The sequence below is a fragment of the Microbacterium sp. UBA3486 genome (genome assembly GCF_002377845.1).
GTDB lineage: Bacteria > Actinomycetota > Actinomycetes > Actinomycetales > Microbacteriaceae > Microbacterium > Microbacterium maritypicum_A.
Genome location: NZ_DFQP01000071.1, coordinates 25803 through 43174, shown reverse-complemented (window position 1 = coordinate 43174; position 17372 = coordinate 25803). Strand labels below are relative to the sequence as shown.

General features: G+C 63.8%; 18 protein-coding genes. 6 read left to right on the top strand and 12 right to left on the bottom strand.

Annotated features, from left to right (window positions below):
* Window positions 1-616 precede the first annotated feature (616 nt).
* Window positions 617-841, bottom strand: coding sequence for a low molecular weight phosphatase family protein (locus tag B2869_RS10290; protein WP_275093820.1), 225 nt, complete (start codon window positions 839-841; stop codon window positions 617-619).
* Between the two features lie 152 nt (window positions 842-993).
* On the opposite strand from B2869_RS10290, the gene trxB reads away from it, so the two are divergent.
* The 5 genes from trxB to B2869_RS10265 are packed head-to-tail and all read left to right on the top strand — an operon-like array spanning window position 994 to window position 4813.
* Window positions 994-1971, top strand: a complete 978-nt coding sequence (trxB, locus tag B2869_RS10285; RefSeq protein WP_275093353.1) for a thioredoxin-disulfide reductase — start codon at window positions 994-996, stop codon at window positions 1969-1971.
* Window positions 1968-2294 (top strand): thioredoxin, encoded by a 327-nt coding sequence (gene trxA / locus B2869_RS10280; RefSeq protein ID WP_292765925.1) that lies wholly within the window; start codon window positions 1968-1970, stop codon window positions 2292-2294. The genes trxB and trxA overlap by 4 nt, the downstream gene beginning before the upstream one ends.
* Complete coding sequence (gene arsB / locus B2869_RS10275; RefSeq protein WP_275093355.1) at window positions 2291-3385, top strand: ACR3 family arsenite efflux transporter; 1095 nt, start codon at window positions 2291-2293, stop codon at window positions 3383-3385. The genes trxA and arsB overlap by 4 nt, the downstream gene beginning before the upstream one ends.
* 2 nt (window positions 3386-3387) lie before the next feature.
* Entirely contained in the window at window positions 3388-4380 is a 993-nt protein-coding gene (locus tag B2869_RS10270) for a metalloregulator ArsR/SmtB family transcription factor (RefSeq protein WP_275093356.1), read from the top strand.
* A 25-nt stretch (window positions 4381-4405) separates the two neighbouring features.
* On the top strand, window positions 4406-4813 hold the full coding sequence (locus tag B2869_RS10265; protein WP_029264080.1) for an arsenate reductase ArsC: 408 nt from the start codon (window positions 4406-4408) through the stop codon (window positions 4811-4813).
* A gap of 187 nt (window positions 4814-5000) precedes the next feature.
* On the opposite strand, the gene B2869_RS10260 is transcribed toward B2869_RS10265, so the two are convergent.
* Genes B2869_RS10260 through B2869_RS10245 form a run of 4 tightly spaced genes read right to left on the bottom strand, consistent with a single transcriptional unit; the run spans window position 5001 to window position 11215 of the window.
* A complete protein-coding gene (locus B2869_RS10260) occupies window positions 5001-7328 on the bottom strand; it encodes a zinc-ribbon domain-containing protein (RefSeq protein WP_292765916.1) in 2328 nt (775 codons plus the stop codon).
* Window positions 7325-8368: a TniB family NTP-binding protein gene (locus tag B2869_RS10255; protein ID WP_275093358.1), complete on the bottom strand. Its 1044-nt coding sequence runs from the start codon at window positions 8366-8368 to the stop codon at window positions 7325-7327. Before B2869_RS10255 ends, B2869_RS10260 begins: the two co-directional genes overlap by 4 nt.
* Window positions 8365-10401, bottom strand: a complete 2037-nt coding sequence (locus B2869_RS10250) for a Mu transposase C-terminal domain-containing protein (protein WP_275093359.1) — start codon at window positions 10399-10401, stop codon at window positions 8365-8367. Before B2869_RS10250 ends, B2869_RS10255 begins: the two co-directional genes overlap by 4 nt.
* The gene (locus B2869_RS10245) at window positions 10394-11215 is read right to left on the bottom strand and encodes a TnsA-like heteromeric transposase endonuclease subunit (RefSeq protein ID WP_292765913.1); all 822 of its coding nucleotides are present in this window, start codon (window positions 11213-11215) and stop codon (window positions 10394-10396) included. Before B2869_RS10245 ends, B2869_RS10250 begins: the two co-directional genes overlap by 8 nt.
* Before the next feature lie 334 nt (window positions 11216-11549).
* Between B2869_RS10245 and B2869_RS10240 the strand changes: the two genes are divergently transcribed.
* Entirely contained in the window at window positions 11550-11711 is a 162-nt protein-coding gene (locus B2869_RS10240; RefSeq protein ID WP_275093361.1) for a hypothetical protein, read from the top strand.
* A gap of 81 nt (window positions 11712-11792) precedes the next feature.
* Here the strand turns inward: B2869_RS10240 and B2869_RS10235 are convergent, their stop codons facing one another.
* The 7 genes from B2869_RS10235 to B2869_RS10205 all read right to left on the bottom strand — a co-directional run bounded on the left by B2869_RS10235 (window position 11793) and on the right by B2869_RS10205 (window position 17106).
* The gene (locus B2869_RS10235; RefSeq protein ID WP_275093362.1) at window positions 11793-11999 is read right to left on the bottom strand and encodes an ABC transporter ATP-binding protein; all 207 of its coding nucleotides are present in this window, start codon (window positions 11997-11999) and stop codon (window positions 11793-11795) included.
* 182 nt (window positions 12000-12181) lie between these two features.
* A complete protein-coding gene (locus tag B2869_RS10230) occupies window positions 12182-13048 on the bottom strand; it encodes a WD40/YVTN/BNR-like repeat-containing protein (RefSeq protein WP_275093363.1) in 867 nt (288 codons plus the stop codon).
* Between the two features lie 60 nt (window positions 13049-13108).
* Window positions 13109-13699 carry a DUF305 domain-containing protein gene (locus tag B2869_RS10225; RefSeq protein WP_275093364.1) on the bottom strand — a complete coding sequence of 197 codons (591 nt, stop codon included), beginning with the start codon at window positions 13697-13699 and terminating at the stop codon, window positions 13109-13111.
* Window positions 13700-13781: 82 nt separating this feature from the next.
* Window positions 13782-14243 (bottom strand): DUF6153 family protein, encoded by a 462-nt coding sequence (locus B2869_RS10220; RefSeq protein ID WP_275093821.1) that lies wholly within the window; start codon window positions 14241-14243, stop codon window positions 13782-13784.
* 51 nt (window positions 14244-14294) lie between these two features.
* Window positions 14295-16415 carry a heavy metal translocating P-type ATPase gene (locus B2869_RS10215; RefSeq protein WP_292765905.1) on the bottom strand — a complete coding sequence of 707 codons (2121 nt, stop codon included), beginning with the start codon at window positions 16413-16415 and terminating at the stop codon, window positions 14295-14297.
* Window positions 16416-16469: 54 nt separating this feature from the next.
* Window positions 16470-16793, bottom strand: coding sequence for a heavy-metal-associated domain-containing protein (locus tag B2869_RS10210; RefSeq protein WP_275093366.1), 324 nt, complete (start codon window positions 16791-16793; stop codon window positions 16470-16472).
* Window positions 16794-16824: 31 nt separating this feature from the next.
* Window positions 16825-17106 carry a metal-sensitive transcriptional regulator gene (locus B2869_RS10205; protein ID WP_275093367.1) on the bottom strand — a complete coding sequence of 94 codons (282 nt, stop codon included), beginning with the start codon at window positions 17104-17106 and terminating at the stop codon, window positions 16825-16827.
* Between the last annotated feature and the right edge of the window lie 266 nt (window positions 17107-17372).

Sequence of the window (17372 nt, the reverse complement as noted above, 5' to 3'; positions counted from 1 at the left end):
TTGCCGGAAGGGTAGGCCTCCCTCGGCGTCGACATCGCGGATGCCACAGAGTCGATGTCAGGCGACTAGATCCAGACGTAGTCCTGCTCGATCCAGATGATCCTGCCGCGAATCTGGTCGGAGTCATCATTTTGTCGTTGCCGGAAGCGCCCCACACCGTCTAACGCGGTTGCTGGCCGGTCACCCCGAACAGGACCCCGAGGAATGTCGCGTGCAGCAGCAGGCGGAGTCGGAACTGATGGCGAATACGAGCGGGTGCGCTGCACCCGAGCCCAGCATGCCTAACGCGACACCCGCGACGATCACGGCGACGTACAGAGCGATCTGAGGACGTTCCCACCAGGTGACGAGGTCGTGCACGCTCCCAGCGTGTCGAGTCACATGCACGTGCGCGAATCGGCTGGATCGGAAGCGGATAGGTGGTTTCCGCTCCGGCGAGAACGCCGCAGACAATCGATACAAGACGTTAGCCGACGAGAACAGCTGCCAGACCACGTACCTTCGCGTCGATGGCGTCGCGGAGTTCGCGGACGCCGTCGGCATCCCAGTTGGAGGGGTCGGGGAATGACCACTCGACCAGCTCTCCGTGCACCGCGCCCGGCAGCGGGAGGCCCGGTTACATCAAGACCACGACATCGGACGTGTTGAGATCATCCACTGTCACGGCCCGGGGCGTGGCCGCTGACGTGTCGATTCCGAGCTCGTGCAGCGTTGCCGCGACGGCTGGGTTGATCGTCTCGGAGGGGGTGATTCCCGCACTCGTCGCGACAAGTCGCCCATCGCCGATGTGTGTCAGGAGATGGGCGCCGAGCTGGGAGCGCCCCGCATTGTGCTTGCATATGAACAGAACTGTCTTGGGCAGGGGTATCTGGGGTCCTCTGGTTCATGACTGTCTCGAATGCTCCACCGGCATGATCTGTTCGCCAGGCGAAGAGCAGGTGAACTCCGTCATCAGCGGTTGCACGCAGTATCGACGGATGTCAATATAGACACATGTCGATTCAAGAGGTTGAGCTAGTTATCATCGGGTCCGGGCCTGCGGGCTACACCGCCGCGGTCTACGCCGCGCGTGCAGGTCTTGCTCCTGTGGTCCTCGCCGGTTCTGTGACGGCAGGCGGCGCGCTGATGACCACGACCGAGGTGGAGAACTTCCCCGGTTTCGTCGACGGCGTGCAGGGGCCTGACCTGATGGAGTCGATGCGCGCTCAGGCTGAGCGCTTCGGTGCCCGGATCCTCCTTGACGACGCCGTCCGCGTCGACCTCGACGCGACCATCAAAACGGTCGAGACCGGAGCTGGGGAGACCTTCCTCGCCCGTGCCGTCGTGCTCACGATGGGCTCCGCCTATCGCAAGCTCGGCTTGCCGGACGAGGATCGACTCACCGGTCACGGCGTCTCCTGGTGCGCCACCTGTGACGGCTTCTTCTTCCGTGAGCAGGAGATCGTCGTCGTCGGCGGCGGAGACTCTGCGATGGAGGAGGCACTGTTCCTCACCCGCTTCGCGTCGAAGGTCACCGTCGTGCACCGCCGTGACGAGTTCCGGGCCTCGAAGATCATGGCGCAGCGTGTGCTCGACCATCCCAAGATCGAGGTCGCCTGGAACAGCGAGGTCGCCGGCCTCGTGGGCGCCGAGAAGGTCGAAGCCGTCACGCTACGCGACACCGTCACAGGCGCCGAGCGGACGATCTCGGCCACTGGAGTCTTCGTCGCCATCGGCCATGACCCGCGCTCCGAGATCGTCGCCGGCCTCGTCGATACGGATTCCGACGGCTACGTGCTCGTCGAGCATCCGTCCACGCGCACGAACCTCGCGGGGGTCTTCGCCGCGGGTGATCTGGTCGACCACACCTACCGTCAGGCAATCACCGCCGCAGGCACCGGATGCGCCGCAGCACAAGACGCCCAGCACTACCTCGCGTCGCTCGACGAGACCGCATCGGTACAGACCGAGACCGAGGAGGTCTTCGCATGAGCGCGCCCATCACTGTCACCGATGCCACCTTCCAGGCCGAGGTCATCGACTCCGAGATCCCCGTCGTCGTCGACATTTGGGCCACCTGGTGCGGGCCGTGCAAGCAGGTCGCACCCCTTCTGGATCAGCTTGCCGCCGAGTACGACGGCCGTGTGAAGATCGTCAAGCTCGACGCCGACCAGAACCCTGAGACGGTGACCGCAGTCGGTGTCACGTCCATTCCCACACTCGGGTTCTATACAGGAGGCACGCGGGTCGACACACTCATCGGCGCCCACCCGAAGCCCATCATCGCCACGAAGATGGAGGCTCTCCTCGCATGAGCACCGCCACCGCACCCACTACCGTCCCGACCGCCACGCGTCGTCTGTCGACCCTCGACCGCTGGTTGCCGCTCTGGATCGGTCTCGCCATGGTCGGCGGCATCGTCATCGGTCGCTTCGTCCCCGGAGTCTCCGGTCTCCTAGCCGACCTCGAGGTCGGTGGAATCTCGATTCCCATCGCCCTCGGCCTACTGGTGATGATGTACCCGGTTCTCGCCAAGGTCCGCTACGACAAGGTCGCCGCTGTCACCGGAGACAAGAAGCTGCTCATCTCCTCTTTGGTGCTCAACTGGCTCGTCGGACCAGCGCTCATGTTCGTTCTCGCCTGGGCTCTCCTCCCGGACCTACCTGAGTACCGCACCGGGCTCATCATCGTCGGCCTCGCCCGCTGCATCGCCATGGTCGTGATCTGGAACGACCTCGCATGTGGCGACCGCGAGGCCGCGGCAGTGCTCGTCGCCATCAACTCGGTGTTCCAGGTCTTCGCCTTCTCGCTGCTCGGCTGGTTCTACCTGACGGTTCTCCCGGGCTGGCTCGGCCTCGACTCCCAAGGGCTCGAGATCTCGGTCTGGCAGATCGCGCTGAACGTGCTGATCTTCCTCGGCATACCCCTCGTCGCCGGATTCGCTTCCCGCTTCATCGGGGAGCGGACGAAGGGACGCGACTGGTACGAAGACCGCTTCATCCCGAAGATCGGCCCCTGGGCCCTCTACGGTCTCCTCTTCACCATCGTGCTGCTGTTCGCGCTCCAGGGCGAACAGGTCACCAGCCGCCCCTGGGACGTCGCTCGGATCGCACTCCCGTTGCTGGCGTACTTCGGGATCATGTGGTTTATCGGCCTCTTCACGGGCAAGGCGCTGGGGCTCGGATACGCCCGCTCGTCGACGCTGGCCTTCACTGCAGCGGGCAACAACTTCGAGCTCGCCATCGCCGTCGCCATCGGCACCTTCGGCGCGACCTCCGGCCAGGCCCTTGCCGGGGTCGTCGGCCCGCTCATCGAAGTGCCTGTTCTCGTCGGACTGGTCTATGTCTCGCTCTGGGCAGCCCGACGCTGGTTCCACACCGATCCATTCACCGCTGAAAGGATGTAGACATGAACGCCGTGCTGACCACCCAGGGTGACACCTGCAGTCCCGTCGCCAGCCACGCCATTGGCGTCGATGCGGCCACCTCGGTCGCCTCTACTCTGAAGGCGCTGTCGGATCCGCTCCGTCTTCGGATGCTGTCTGCCATCGCATCCGACCCTCGAGGGGAGTCGTGCGTCTGCGATCTCGCCGAGCTCGCCGAGGTTTCCCAGCCGACGGTCTCTCACCATCTGAAGGTGCTCAAGGACGTCGATGTCCTCACCTCGGAGCGGCGTGGAACCTGGGTCTGGTATCGGATCAACCCGAACCGGCGCAGCGCCGTTACGGCACTGCTGGAATCCTTCGCGCCCGCGACGCTCGCACCGTGGAGTGTCTCTGACGGCCGCGATGAGCCGCGGCCCGACTTCGACGCGCGGGTGACCCATCTCGCAGATGAACTCGCGGCAGAGGTCCCCGAGCTCGACCCCAATGTCGTGCTCACCATCGTCCGCGAGTCCTACACCGCCCTCGCCCGCACCGCGCGAGTCACCTCAGCACTCGTGCCACTGACCGAACGCTTCGCACGTCAGCGACTCGCCGACCTCACACGGGACCGCGACTCTGCTGTGCCCCAGGTGCTCTTCGTCTGTGTCGCCAACGCGGGGCGTTCGCAGCTCGCCGCCGCGCTCGTCAACAAGCTGGCGGGCGGCAAGGTCGTGGCTCGCTCGGCAGGATCGGCTCCTGCCGACGTCATCCATCCTCACGTCCGGTCGATTCTCGCCGAGATCGAAGGTGACGCTGCCGTCGAGCGCTTTCCGAAGCCGCTCACCGATGATGCCGTCCGTGCGGCGGACGTCGTCATCACGATGGGCTGCGGAGATGTCTGCCCGATCATCCCCGGCGTCCGTTACGACGACTGGGCAGTCGGCGATCCTGCTCTCGCATCGCGTGACGGTGTCGAAGCCATCCGTGACGACATCGCCGGCCGCGTGCGCGCGCTCGTCGAAGACCTTCTCCCTTGACCAACCCCTCGCACCAGGAGCAACCATGACTGACACGACCACCAAGCCCTCCGTTCTCTTCGTCTGCGTCCACAACGCCGGACGCTCGCAGATGGCCGCAGGCTTTCTCCGCGATATCGCCGGCGACCGCATCGAAGTCCGCTCCGCCGGCTCCATGCCCGCCGACCAGATCAACCCGACCGCCGTCGAAGCGATGAATGAACTCGGGATCGACATCACCGCCGAGCAGCCCAAGATCCTGACGACCGAGGCCGTGCAGGCCTCCGACGTCGTCATCACGATGGGATGCGGCGACGCTTGCCCGTTCTTCCCCGGCAAGCGCTACGAGGACTGGAAGCTCGACGACCCCGCCGGCCAGGGCATCGACGCTGTGCGCCCCATCCGTGACGACATCAAGGCGCGAATCGAGCAGCTGGTGAGTGAGCTCGTCTAACGAGGGGAACGTGCTCGCCGATCCGGGGTGCTTTCGTCAGTGATCGAATCGGGAGCTCGAGTCTCTCGATCTATCCCGATTCGCTCGCGTCAGCGTCAGCGTCAGACTGTGAGCTAGCGCTGTGTTCGAGGAGGACTCAGCGCCACAGGTCAATAAGCCCAGACGAGGTTCGCATCGGGTCCTGTTGCTACTTGCGACATTCGGGGCAGTGGGCGTGAGGTCTGCGGGTTCTGGTCTGAATCTTGGACGGCCACGAATATCCGCACGCACAGATCCACATGACTTTTCGACCCGACCCGACGGTGACCTCGGTAGGAGAGAGGGTGTTCGCTGGGTCCCATTGCTTGGCGAGGTCGGGGCGCAGAGTCGCAAGGTCGTTCTCGCCAGGGATGGGCAGCTTTCCTGCGCAGTAGGGGCAGCCGTGGCCGCACGTTCGATTCTTGACGGTCGCCGGCCACGAGTGGTTGCGATGGCAGATCCATGACACCTTCACGTGGGATGAGACTGTGACCTGATTCGGTGAGCAGTCGTTGCTGGGATCCCATTGAGCGGCGATGTCTGGCCGAAGCGTTGCGAGGTCGGTTGTACCCGGGATGGCAACGCGGCCGGAGCATGAGGGGCAACCTGAGCCGGCGTGTCGGTTGGCGACTGTCGCTGGCCAGGTGTGACCCTTCACGCAGCTCCATCGGGCTTCGTATTGGCTGCTGACGGTCACTTCGGACGGTGTCCGGTCGTTCGCGCCTGGTTTGTGGTCCCATTCCGAAGCCAAGTGAGGGTCGAGAGTTCCCAGGTCATTGAATCCTGCCAAGACGACGCGATTCGCGCACACGGGGCAGCCCGTCTTGTCCGTCGTGCGGCCCCAGACGGGGAGTTCCCACGTGTGACCCAGCGCGCAACGCCATACTGCGGGGAAATCCGAACCCGCGGTGACCTCGCAAGGAGTCTTGGAGTTCACGTGGTCCCACTGTTCGGCGAGTTGAGGGTGGGTGGTGGCGAGGTCGTTGAAGCCGGCGAGGGTGCGTTGGTTGGAGCAGTACGGGCACCCGTGTCCTGAGCAGCGGTTGCCGACAGCCGCGTCCCAGCTGTGGTCGCAGGGGCCGTGCCACCAGACGACACGGTCTGATCCGGGGGTGACTGTCTCCGGAGTGATGGAACTGTCGTTGCGTTGGTAGTCCCATTCTGTTGCAAGGCCTGGGTGAAGTGTGGCTAAGTCTGTTTCGCCCGGTATCGCCCGGCTACCGGCGCAATAGGGGCAGCCGCTTTCTAACGTGGTGCGGGAGCGCACCTGGGCAGGCCAAGTGTGCTCCCGAGCCGCACACCGCCAGTTGATTTTTCGGGCGGAGGTGACGCTGACGTGATGGGGGTCCCCGCGGTTGGCTCCTAGGGTGGTGTCCCATTCCGCGGCGATGTCTGGCCGCAGGGTGCCGAGGTCGGTATGTCCAGGCCAGAAGTCCATGCCGATGCAGTATGAGCAGTTCGTCTCGGCAAAGCCTCGCACGTGGGGGCTTGCTTCCCAGGAGTGCCCCTCTTCGCATAACCACCAGGCTTTGTGGGAGACATCGACTCCGGACCAGGGGTCTCGGGTGGGCGGGTTGCGATCCCAGTCCCATTCGGAGATGGCTTTCGGGTGTCGGAGGATCCATAGCGGGTAGTTGGCGGTGGCGTCGAGGATGCGGGGGACGTCGACGGTGTCGCGGGCGGCTTCCAGGGGGCGGAACTTCGTGGGGATGGTGTGGCGGCGGAGGGGTCGGAGCCAGAGAATCACCCGTTCGACGAGGATGTCGCTGTTGGCGAGGCCCAACGTTGTGTTGATGTCGAGTCGTAGATCTGCCGCCGTCTGAGTGCGCCATCGTGCGCAGTGCGAACGATTGGACAAGATCTGCAGAACGCGCACCGTCGCGCGGTACAAATGTGCGCGGCGATCGATCTCGCGTACCGCGCTCATCAAGGACGGATTCTGCCTGGTCTCTCCGTTCTGGGCGGAGAGCGTGTCGTTGTCGCGCACCATGGCCCACACTTGACTGTGCAGTTGCGTGGTGACCCGACCAGTAACGACGAGTCGACGGAAGGAGAGTTCCGCTTTCCGAAGCGTGGGATCGAAGGGAACGATCACCTGGGTATCGAGTTCGGTTCCGGGACCGACCCACACCATCTGCCCCGGGTGTCGGAGACAGAAGTTTTCCCGATCGTGGGGAATCTGCTCGATCGTCTCCCCGGCGCTGCATAGGCGGCACAGGAAGCGCTGCGGGTAGGCCCGTGTGGAGTCCGGTTGCGCTAGACGTTTCATGCGGAGGTAATGACCGCCCGGGCGCCCTGCCGTCGCCTCGACCGTCCGAGCGGCCGCTTCATCGTCGATCCAGACGCGGTGGATGTTCGGTTGCGCTCGGCTGGTCAATGCCCTCTCGGCGAAATCGAACGGCACTCCTGCGGCGTGGCATTGCCGCTGCGCGTAGGAGCGTGGCGTCTCAAGATGATGCCACTTGGGTCGTTTCGCCCACGCCTGCGTGCTGATCATGCGGCGTCCACCAAGTCGTCAAGGGTGACGTTGTGTGTGTTGAGCGTGGTGCGCCGGAGAGTGTCGAGAACCCCGAAGAGTCGCTCGCGGGTTACGGTCTCCGAGGTGCGCGATTCGTCGCGCAAGATGGACGCGACTAGGCGGTCCACGATCATCGCGAGAACGGCGAGTTTCCCGTCGGCGGCGTGGACTAGCGTGCCGGCGTTACGGGTGAGAAGGCCGTGGACGTGCCCGCATAGTGGTAGGAAGCTGTCGAAGGTGGCGACCCATTTGATCCATTGTTCGAAGTCCTTCTGGACGGCGGGGTCGATCTTGTCGAGTGTGACGAAGTCGCAGCGTGCGCTGACTTGCAGGCCGTCGCCCGTCTTGAATGCTTGGTCGAGATTGATTCCAACCAGGACGACGGTCGCACAGGACTCATTCTGGAGAGCCTTGATGACACTGGAGGGTTCAGTCCCGCCAAGCTTGTGCGCTTCGTCGATCACCAGCAGCTTCGTGTTATGTCGATGGAGGGCTTCGACGGCAAGCTTCCGCAGCCGGTCGGTGGCAATCTGTTTGGGGAGAACGATCGTGGGGGCGAGAAACTCCACGATCTGGGCAAGGAGAGCTTTCCCGGTCGAGTGTTCGGTCATCTCCACCCAGACGACCGGTGCGTCTCCGTCTCTGAGGTAGTCGGGGTGTTGGGCTGCGTGTCTGCGTTCCACGGATCGAGCCAACAGGAGAGCGAGCTCTGTCTTGCCGTAGAACATCGGCGCGGATATCATCAGCCCGCGCCGCGAGTTCTTCAGCCGAGGGTTGATTCGGATGAGGTCCTCCAGAATGCGAGCGCAGACCGCTTGCTCGCGTGTCTTCACCCTCAACGTCAGCCGGAGAAAATCTTCGCGAGCTTGGTCGTATAGCTCTCGGGCTTCACTGTCCAGATCTGCGTACTGCCGGAAGGTGATCTTCGGCGGCGATGCGGGCTCGGCGTCGAATGCTTCTCGAAGCCCTGCAAGGCTGGTCTTGCGGTCATGGTGGAGGACGAGTGGGGTGATCTTCATGAATCAAGCTCCTCTGCTTGCGCGAGATGTATGTCGGGGGACGTCCAATCGATGGTGCTGATGTCGACGGGTTTGGCCCATTGCCGTAATGGGATCGGTGTCGTTGTCGAGGGGCCTGACTCGCGTTGAGCTTCGACCTTGAGGCGCTGTTGCTCTCGCTTGTGCTGCGTGCGTTTCCGTTTGTCTCCTCGTTCCCGACTTTCGACACGATCAATCCACTCGCGACGGCGGTCGGGATCGTCGATCGCGGCGTCGGGGTATCGGGCAAGAAGTTTCATGTCGATCTCGGCGACCATCGGTGCTGTCTTCTCCCGCAGAGCGATGTCCCAGCACTCGATCCACACACCGGTTTCTGGGTGACGCACCCAGACGGCATTGGCGTTGTAGGGGTCGAAGCTCACTGGGAATTTCCTGGCTTTCGCGGATCCCGGTTCAGCGCCCGTGAGGGAGCGATTGCGCAGATCTTCCAGATGGGGTGAGTCGTAGCGGCGATTGTGGAGTTCGATCCCTGCACGGCCGATCATGCGTCGTTCGGTGGGCAAGAGCGCGAGGTACTCCTCAACTCCGAAAGGCACCGGAACGCCGGGTCCTACAACGAACAGTTCGGCGTACATCTGATTCGGGGTGAAGATGCGCCCTGGATGCCTCACCGACTTCAAGCCACGGTGAGGCCTGTTCAGGTAGATATTCGTTATCCAGCTGTCGAAAATGAGGCGAAGCGAATCCAGGGTGAGCGTGGGGTCGTCTTTGGCGGCCCGATGGGCGACGGAATTCCCCACGAATCCAGCCAGCCATGCGGCGAAGTCTGTCGAGAGCGTGCCGAAGTTGCGTTCAACGTGTGGTTTTACCGTCGGTGTTCTCGAGGGGGCAAGTTCCCTGTGGATTCCGTACGCACTGCAGGCATCTCTGAACGTGCGGGACCGAAAATCTGCTCCACCATCGATAGTGATCGATCGCGGGAAGATCCAAGGGACAGCCAGAGAATCGTCGGTGAGGAAGGGGTTCACCTGCTTCATCAGGTCGGACGGCAACGTGGCTGACCCTGCGAGGGTGGCTGCTCCTGAACCAGGTACGGCTTTGCGCCCGATGACAGCCCGGGCGAGCAGGAGCGCATGGTCGAATCCACCGGGGCTGTCCGCGTGAATCGCCCAAGCGATCGGTACCCGGCTTGCGACATCGAGAAGCACGGTGAGTGTCGGCCGGAACTCACTGTTCTCATCCCAGACGAGAACGTCGAGTTTCGTTGAATCGATCTCGCATCGCTCCCCAAGTTGATAGGCAGCCCCGGAGTAGTACTGACGCTTGGGGCTGTTGTCGGTGTTTCGCCGGGTGGTCGCTTTGTCGAAGCTGTAACGGCCGGCAGCCCGCTCGTTGATGTAGCCCTGGAGGGTGCGAGCCTTGATCTCACATAAAGGATCGCCGGGGTAGGTGGTCTCGAGCGCTCGCCTCACCAAGACAGCGCACCGGCGTTTGCTGCTCGTCGACTTGTCCGTCTGACGATCGAGGAATCGATCGATGATTGTCACCAGCCGTGGATCTGCCCGGCTGATGGCGAGTCGCTGCTCGCCCTTGCGATGCATGCGGGCATTCAGTCCGGCTGCACCGCCTTGCTGGTACGTCTTCCACAGGAGGTGAAAGGTGCTGCGCGCTCGCCCAAGTGAAGTGCCTTTTAGCTCGAGCAGCTTCGCGTCAACGCGTGCGTTCTGAGTTGTCAGCGCAGGGTCATATTGTGCCCGAGGAGCGGAGGCCAACGGATTCATCGGCTTGCCCGTGAACGCCTCAAGGAGATGAGCTTCCATATCGCAAACGTCGGTCGGCCATGCATCCCCGTCCGGCCGAAGAGATACGATGCGATCCCGTTGGGCTGTTCCGGCCTGGAGCAGGAACTCGTCTACGGACATGATCAGGTGTCGGTGGGGTGCGGTCTCAGATCGGAGCTTCACCTCTAGGCCAGGGATGATGTGGACCCAGACCCAGCTCTCTCCGTCAATGTCGAAAGTGTCTCCGAGCTTCAGCTTCTTCTCGTCAGACACCGATCGCGTCCGTTCTCTCCCGATGGGCGCTAGTCAGTAGCGTGTTGCTGTTGAAGACCGCCGAAAGATCGAGCTCGAGCAGCCTGCGCCAGGCGAGGTTGTCAATCCAAGCGCAAGCAAGAGGTGGGCAATCTGGTGATGCCAGCTCGCATAACTCCCGGCGAGTCTTGCCGAGAGTTGCCGCCTCGAGGATCCTGTCTTCGAAGGCAGCAGGCGGCCTGCAGCGGTCATGACGCGACGCCGACAACCATTCGACCACGCGGGTCGCATGAAGGCTGTGGCCGGAAAGCACCTGATAGTGCCAGCCGAGCGTTGCCGAAACTCGCGCCGTCTCATCGAACTGCAGTTGCGCATACTCGTCGATGAGTTCCTCTGGCCTCACGTCCCGAACGGCATAAGAGCCGTCCGACATCTGCAACAGGAAATCCGGCACATGCCAATGACCGGCCATCGGCGAGCGGACGCCGAACACCACGCCAAACGGCTGCGACCACACCCTTTCGACCTGTCCGCCAAAATCGAGCCACATCAGCTCGTCGCGCTCGAACTGAGACTCGCACCAGACGTGACTGCGGGTGCGGGTCCAGAAGTACTCAGATCCCGTGAAGAAGTGGCTGGCGCCCTTCGATACTCGAACCTTCATGGGGTCGATGATCGACCAATCCAAACGGCCGAGACTTCGGTCGACCGGTGCGAACGAGGTGTTGTTCGCATAGCCAGTCTCCGAACGATGATCACGCGGCACCCAGTGCAGCTCCGACTCTTTCGAGAACCGTCGACGAGCGATCATCCGTGCGATCTCAGCTGGCTTCATCATCACTCCCGGAGGGAGGCGGAGTGCCGGTAGGCACATCTTCGTCGCCTGCGCCCAGGATCAGCCCGGTCGGCTTCGACGGGCTTCCGACACACCGGCGCGGACCGGATATCGTTCGATCTGATCACGAGTGGCCCGACGTGAAGCGAAAACCGCATCGTTGGTCGCCCGGCGTCACTCGGGACTCCACCGGCTTCCGTCGCACGGTCTAGGCAACGCAAGGCCAGACTTGAACAAACGATGGGAAAGCTCCCCCACTAGCCTTGGGTGAACAGTACTCGCCGCCGGGTTCCGGGTGAACATTGCCGGCTCCGGCGCTGCGGCAGACATTGAGATGCCGGTCGGCGTTGCCGTCCCGGGCGCTCACGCCCTGGCGGCCGCGGAGACCGTTGCGGACGCCGACCTCGCGAGACTGACCATCCCGCTCCCCAGTGTCGGACCCGTCCCGCACGAGATGCTCGACGGGAACCTCGTCATCGACAAGGTGAACTACTGACCGCCATCGACGGGGTTCTGCAGGCCCTCGCCTCACACAACGAGGGCCTGCACGTGTGCACGTGCAGGCCCTCAGGTTCGATTAGACGCGCTGGCTGATCGTGCCGCCCAGGTTGCGGTTGGCGGTCGATTCGGTGACGAACCGGCCCGACGACGCGGAGCGGTGCACCGTGGTCGAGTTGCTCGTGCCGGAACCGACACGTTCGGTGGTGGTCTTTCCGGGCCAGCGGGCCGCAGCGGCCTTGGAGACGAAACGACCGGTGGATGCAGAGCGACGAACGGTTCCCATCGGAACTCCTTCACTTTCACCGAACTAAGAAGACACCCGCCGAAAACGATCGTTTGCGGCAGCAGCAGTTAGTCGGCGCTTGAGGCGTGCCGCTATGGTTCGCCGAAACCTCGTATCGGCAGACAGTTTCGGCGTGTAGCGGGACAGGTGAGCGTCTTTCGCTGGAGATATCGTCCTCTCGTTTACTTGGCTATTGCCGCCAGGCCGCTGTCATCGAAGACCAAGATGTCACCGTCGTTCGTGGTCGCGAGCGCTTGCGCGGAGCCATGAGTGACGCCGGCTGGAACCCACTCGGCTTTGGATCCTGTGCTGGCCCAGATCTGTCCGCCGCGACCGACACCGACAAGCCGTTTGCCGTCAGGTGACACGGCGAGTAGATAGAGCGCAGGCGCCTCGTTCAGAGGTGTAAAAGTGGTGCCCTCATCAGTGCTGATTTGCACCCCGTCTGGGGTGGCGGCGATCAGTTGCCCTTCACTGTCGATGACGAGGCTGAACGCCAGAATTTCTCCGACCGCCGACCAGGTCTCACCGAGGTCGTCAGTGCGGAGGAGCTCCGCAGAGTCCGAGGCGATCCCGTAGAGGGTGTCGTTCTTCCCGACGGCAAGCACGTGGAAGTCTTTCTCGTCGGTGAATGAGACAGGCGTCCAAGATCTGGCGCTGTCGTCGCTCCGGATGATTCCGAGGTTGGGGGAGCCGAGTTCTGGGGCCGTGGTCGGTCCGGGATGCCCGGACGCGAGGAGAGCATCACCGACAGTGATGAGGCCCATTGCGTCGAAGTCGGTCGTCTCGATACGCGAGCCGACCTCCCCATCCGGTGTGGCCGTGTAGATCCCGTCATGGGCACCCAGGAGGTATCCGTCCTCGGAGGGGTTAGGCACGATCGCGTGGACGTGGCTGATGGACGCGGCGTGGTCGTGCCCGGTGGTGGGCTCGGCGGGTGCCGTGCAGCCGGCCAGCACAATGCTGGCCGCGATCGTTGTGGAGAGCGTGAGTGCCGCTCGGTGTCGCTGTCGAAAAGTGGGCAACGTGAGCTTCTTGAGGGTTCGCATGATGGTGTGCGCAACAGATCACGAGGTGGGGTGCGGGAGCCCCGCACCCCACCCCGGGGATCACAGAGTTGCGAGGATCTCCTTCATGGTGGCGATCTCGTCGGTTTGCGTGTCGATGATCGTCTCAGCGAGTGCGATGGCGTCGCTGTTTTGACCGTTGTCGACTTCTTCTTGTGCCATGTCGACAGCGCCCTCGTGGTGCTGGATCATCTGCTCGAGGAACAGACGCCCTGCATCGGGACCGGTGGCATCTTCGAGGGCCTGCATGTCTTCTTCGGACATCATGCCGTCGCCATGGTCCATGCCACCCATGTTGCCCATGTCCGCGTCCCAGTCTTCGAGCCACTGATCCATCTTCTGGATCTCGGGCTCCTGAGCGGCCTTGATCTCTTCCGCGAGGGCGACGACGCGCTCATCGACACCGTCCTTGCTGAGCAGGAGATCGGACATCTCGATGGCCTGCTCGTGGTGCTCCTTCATCATGCGGGCGAACATGACGTCGTCGGCGTTCGCGTCGGCGGATGCGGAGGAGCCGCTGCCGTGGTCCATGCCGTCCATGCCGTTATCGGAGCCGGTCGTGACGACGCAGCCCGTGAGGGCGAGCAGGGCAGTGAGGGTGAGTGCGGCGATGGCCGCGGGTCGAATCTTCATGAGTGTTCTCCAAGGGTCGGTGATTAGGCCCGGCTATTGCCGGTGCCAGGGGTGCGTGCCCGCAGAGCGGGCTAGCGCGCCATCACGTGCGACTGATGCAGAGAACCGTGAGAGAAGGCGGTGGCGGAAGGGCGTGGGCACGGGCGGGCCAGCGTATGGTCGCGGCCGTAAGTATTGCGATCAGTGTCGCGTGCCGCCAGCCGAGCCCGATCCGCCCAAGCAGGATCGTGCCGACCAGGAGCGCGAGGACGCACGCCATCCACGTCATCGGGTCCCCGCCCCCACACGTCGCGCATCCCGCATCCGCTGTCGGTGAGTCCGGCACGGCGGCGGCTTCGGACGTGTCGTGGTGATGGGCAGATACATCGGCCTGCGTGCTGACAGCGACGGTGTCGTGGTGGCCGGCAGTTGTCGCGTGCGAGTTGAAGGAGTGCATCGCCAGCAGACCGGCGATGACCCCCACGGCGACCGCGAGAACGGCCAAGACGGTATGGGTGAGCGTGCGCGGTCCGCGCACCCGTTGTGCGACGTTGATCAGCGACATACCCACCTCCCGTTCTCCTCAGCCTACGTCCGTCACCCTGACCGTTTCTTGCTACTTACCCGCTACTGCGTCCGGGCGGAGATCCAGCCGGCGCAGCAGCTGCGCGTTGAGCGCGACGACGATGGTCGACAGGGACATCAGCACGGCCCCCACGGACATCGGGAGCACGAACCCGATGGGGGCGAGCACGCCGGCCGCGAGGGGGACGGAGAGCAGGTTGTAGCCGGCGGCCCACCAGAGGTTCTGCTTCATCTTCCGGTAGCTGGCCCGTGACAGTTCGATCACCGACAGGACAGACCGGGGGTCGTCGCTGGCGAGGATGACCCCGGCCGAGGCGATCGCGACGTCCGTTCCCGCGCCGATCGCGATACCGACGTCCGCTTGCGCGAGCGCGGGGGCGTCGTTCACACCGTCTCCGACCATCGCGACCTTGCGGCCCTCGCCCTGCAGTTCTTTCACCTTCGAGGCCTTGTCCTCCGGTCGCACTCCGGCGAAGTACCGGTCGATACCCAGCTCGCCCGCCACGGAGGCGGCCACCGCGTCGGCATCACCGGTGATCATGACGACTTGCACGCCCCGCTCGTGGAGGGCCTCGACGGCATGACGCGACTCTGAGCGGATCTCATCCGCCAATCGCAGTGCGCCCGCGACCTGACCGTCGACGAGGACGTGGAGGATGATCGCACCCTCATTGCGCCACTCATCGGCAACCGCCAGCTCCTGGGCGTTCTCCTGCTCGAGCATGTACGGCCCACCGACCTGCACGATGTGCCCATCGACACGCGCACGGACCCCGACCGCCGGCGAGGACTCGAAGTCGGACGAGGCAGGGACCGTGAGGTTCTTCTCCTTCGCCGCGTTGACGATCGCGCGAGCGAGCGGGTGCTCAGAGTCGGCTTCCGCGGCAGCGGCCCAGGCCAACAGCTGGTCAGAATCGGTGCCGGACACGGGGTCGATCGCGGTGACGGCGGGGGTGCCCTTGGTGAGAGTGCCGGTCTTGTCGAACAAGACGGTGTCGACGGTGCGCATACTCTCCAACGCGAGACGATCCTTGATCAGCACACCCCCACGAGCCGCCCGCTCCGTCGCGATCGACACAACGAGCGGGATCGCCAGGCCCAGAGCGTGCGGGCACGCGATCACCAGCACGGTGATCGTGCGGATCACCGCGGCGTCGGGCATGCCGACAACCGTCCAGACGATCGCGGTGATCGCGGCAGCGCCGAGCGCGAACCAGAACAACCACCCGGCAGCTTTGTCAGCGAGCCGTTGCGCCCGCGACGACGAGCTCTGCGCCTCGGTCACCAGCTTCTGGATACCTGCGAGAGCAGTGTCCTCGCCGATCGCGGTGATCTCCACCCGCACACCGGAGTCGGTCGCGACGGTGCCGGCGATGACCTGGTCGCCGTCGCTGCGGCGAACGGGCCGGGATTCTCCGGTGATCATCGACTCGTCCATGCTGGCCGAGCCCTGCACGATCCGCCCGTCAGCGGGGACCCGCCCGCCGGGGCGCACCACCACCACGTCCCCGACGAGCAGGTCAGCGGGCGCGACAGTGACCGTCGAGTCGCCCTCGACCTTTTCCGCCTCGTCTGGCAGGAGAGCGGCCAGGGAATCCAGCGCTGATGTCGTCTGAGCGAGGGATCGCATCTCGATCCAGTGACCGAGCAGCATGATCACAATCAGCAGCGCCAGCTCCCACCAGAAGTCCAGTTCATGATGCAGCAGGCCCAGGCTCGCGCCCCATGACGCGAGGAATGCGACCGTGATCGCGAGGGCGATCAGCAGCATCATTCCGGGCTTGCGTGCACGGAGCTCACTCACCGCGCCGGTGAGGAACGGGGCCCCGCCCCACACGTACATGACGGTTCCGAGAACCGGGGAGATCCACGCGACCCAGGCGGCGTCTGGCAGTGGGTATCCGAGCAGCATCGAGAACATCGTGGAGAACCCGACCACCGGCACCGCGAGGAGCAGCATGATCCAGAACAGGCGCCGGAACTGCCCCACATGATCCCCGTGGCCGCCATGACCGCCGTGACCCTCATGACCGCCGTGCTCGTGTGGTGCAGCCGGGTCGTGGTTCATTGCCGCGTGGTCATGCTCCATCGCGGCCGCGCTCGCGTGATTGTCGTGCGCGGTGTGATCGGTGTGTTCGTCGTGCTGGCTCATCGGAACTCCTTGCTTAGATGCGCCCGGGGTGAGCCGGAAGCCGTCAGATGCGACTCAGGCGTCGCTGGTCGCGAGGGCGTAGCCGGCCTCTTCCACCGCAGCCTTCACAGCAGCCGAATCAACCGGGGCAGCGCTGTGGATAGTTACCCGGGAGGTGCCACCCGCGTTGAGATCCACGGTGACGGACTCGACGCCGTCGACAGCGCTCAGCTCCTCAGTGACGCTCGATGCACAATGCGAGCACGTCATCCCGTCAACAAGTACCTCGGCTGTCACCGCAGCATCAACAGGCGCAGATTTCTCCGTGTTCGATGGCGCAGCGCAGCATGCGCAACCAGCGTTCGCGTCCTTCAGCCCGAGCTCGATGCGATCAGACATGGTGTTCTCCTTCAACTAGACAGACGTGTGGTCATGAACGAACTAGGCGGGCGATCGCTTCGTTGGCCTCACGGACTTTCTCGGCCGCAACTTCGCCGCCCTCCGCACTCGCTTCGGCGACGCAGTGGCTCAGATGATCACTGAGCAGCGACAACGCCACCGTCTCCAGGGCCTTCGTCGCCGCAGAGACCTGCGTGAGGATGTCGATGCAGTACTTGTCCTCATCAACCATTCGTGCGATCCCGCGCACCTGACCCTCAACACGGCTCAGCCGCTTGCGCAGATCCGCCTTGTTGTCGTCGTAGCCGTTCATACGCACAATGATACCCCCTGGGGGTATGCAACACAATCGAGCGATCTTCATTCCGGAACCGTGGCGCAACCATGAAGCCAGCCCTGCTGCGCTCACCGAAAACGATCGTTTGCGGCGCGGTGAGTGAAGGCACACCAGATCGAATGCCAGAAACGTGCGCCGTAAGCGGGTTTCGGTAGGCGTATTCGGTGGGGTGTGAGCCGGATGTACTTACACCCAGGCCCCAGAGATGTCGCCTGGGGTGAAGCCGTTCCAATAGGTCATCA

Bases quoted from the DNA above. Each gene is read 5' to 3' on its own strand.
- trxB (WP_275093353.1), top strand. From the start codon at position 994: ATGTCGATTCAAGAGGTTGAGCTAGTTATCATCGGGTCCGGGCCTGCG.
- B2869_RS10270 (WP_275093356.1), top strand. From the start codon at position 3,388: ATGAACGCCGTGCTGACCACCCAGGGTGACACCTGCAGTCCCGTCGCC.
- B2869_RS10265 (WP_029264080.1), top strand. From the start codon at position 4,406: ATGACTGACACGACCACCAAGCCCTCCGTTCTCTTCGTCTGCGTCCAC.
- B2869_RS10210 (WP_275093366.1), bottom strand. From the start codon at position 16,793: ATGTCTGATCGCATCGAGCTCGGGCTGAAGGACGCGAACGCTGGTTGC.
- B2869_RS10225 (WP_275093364.1), bottom strand. From the start codon at position 13,699: ATGAAGATTCGACCCGCGGCCATCGCCGCACTCACCCTCACTGCCCTG.
- B2869_RS10205 (WP_275093367.1), bottom strand. From the start codon at position 17,106: ATGAACGGCTACGACGACAACAAGGCGGATCTGCGCAAGCGGCTGAGC.
- arsB (WP_275093355.1), top strand. From the start codon at position 2,291: ATGAGCACCGCCACCGCACCCACTACCGTCCCGACCGCCACGCGTCGT.
- B2869_RS10240 (WP_275093361.1), top strand. From the start codon at position 11,550: ATGCCGGTCGGCGTTGCCGTCCCGGGCGCTCACGCCCTGGCGGCCGCG.
- B2869_RS10235 (WP_275093362.1), bottom strand. From the start codon at position 11,999: ATGGGAACCGTTCGTCGCTCTGCATCCACCGGTCGTTTCGTCTCCAAG.
- B2869_RS10255 (WP_275093358.1), bottom strand. From the start codon at position 8,368: ATGAAGATCACCCCACTCGTCCTCCACCATGACCGCAAGACCAGCCTT.
- B2869_RS10260 (WP_292765916.1), bottom strand. From the start codon at position 7,328: ATGATCAGCACGCAGGCGTGGGCGAAACGACCCAAGTGGCATCATCTT.
- B2869_RS10220 (WP_275093821.1), bottom strand. From the start codon at position 14,243: ATGTCGCTGATCAACGTCGCACAACGGGTGCGCGGACCGCGCACGCTC.
- B2869_RS10245 (WP_292765913.1), bottom strand. From the start codon at position 11,215: ATGAAGCCAGCTGAGATCGCACGGATGATCGCTCGTCGACGGTTCTCG.
- trxA (WP_292765925.1), top strand. From the start codon at position 1,968: ATGAGCGCGCCCATCACTGTCACCGATGCCACCTTCCAGGCCGAGGTC.
- B2869_RS10215 (WP_292765905.1), bottom strand. From the start codon at position 16,415: ATGAGCCAGCACGACGAACACACCGATCACACCGCGCACGACAATCAC.
- B2869_RS10230 (WP_275093363.1), bottom strand. From the start codon at position 13,048: ATGCGAACCCTCAAGAAGCTCACGTTGCCCACTTTTCGACAGCGACAC.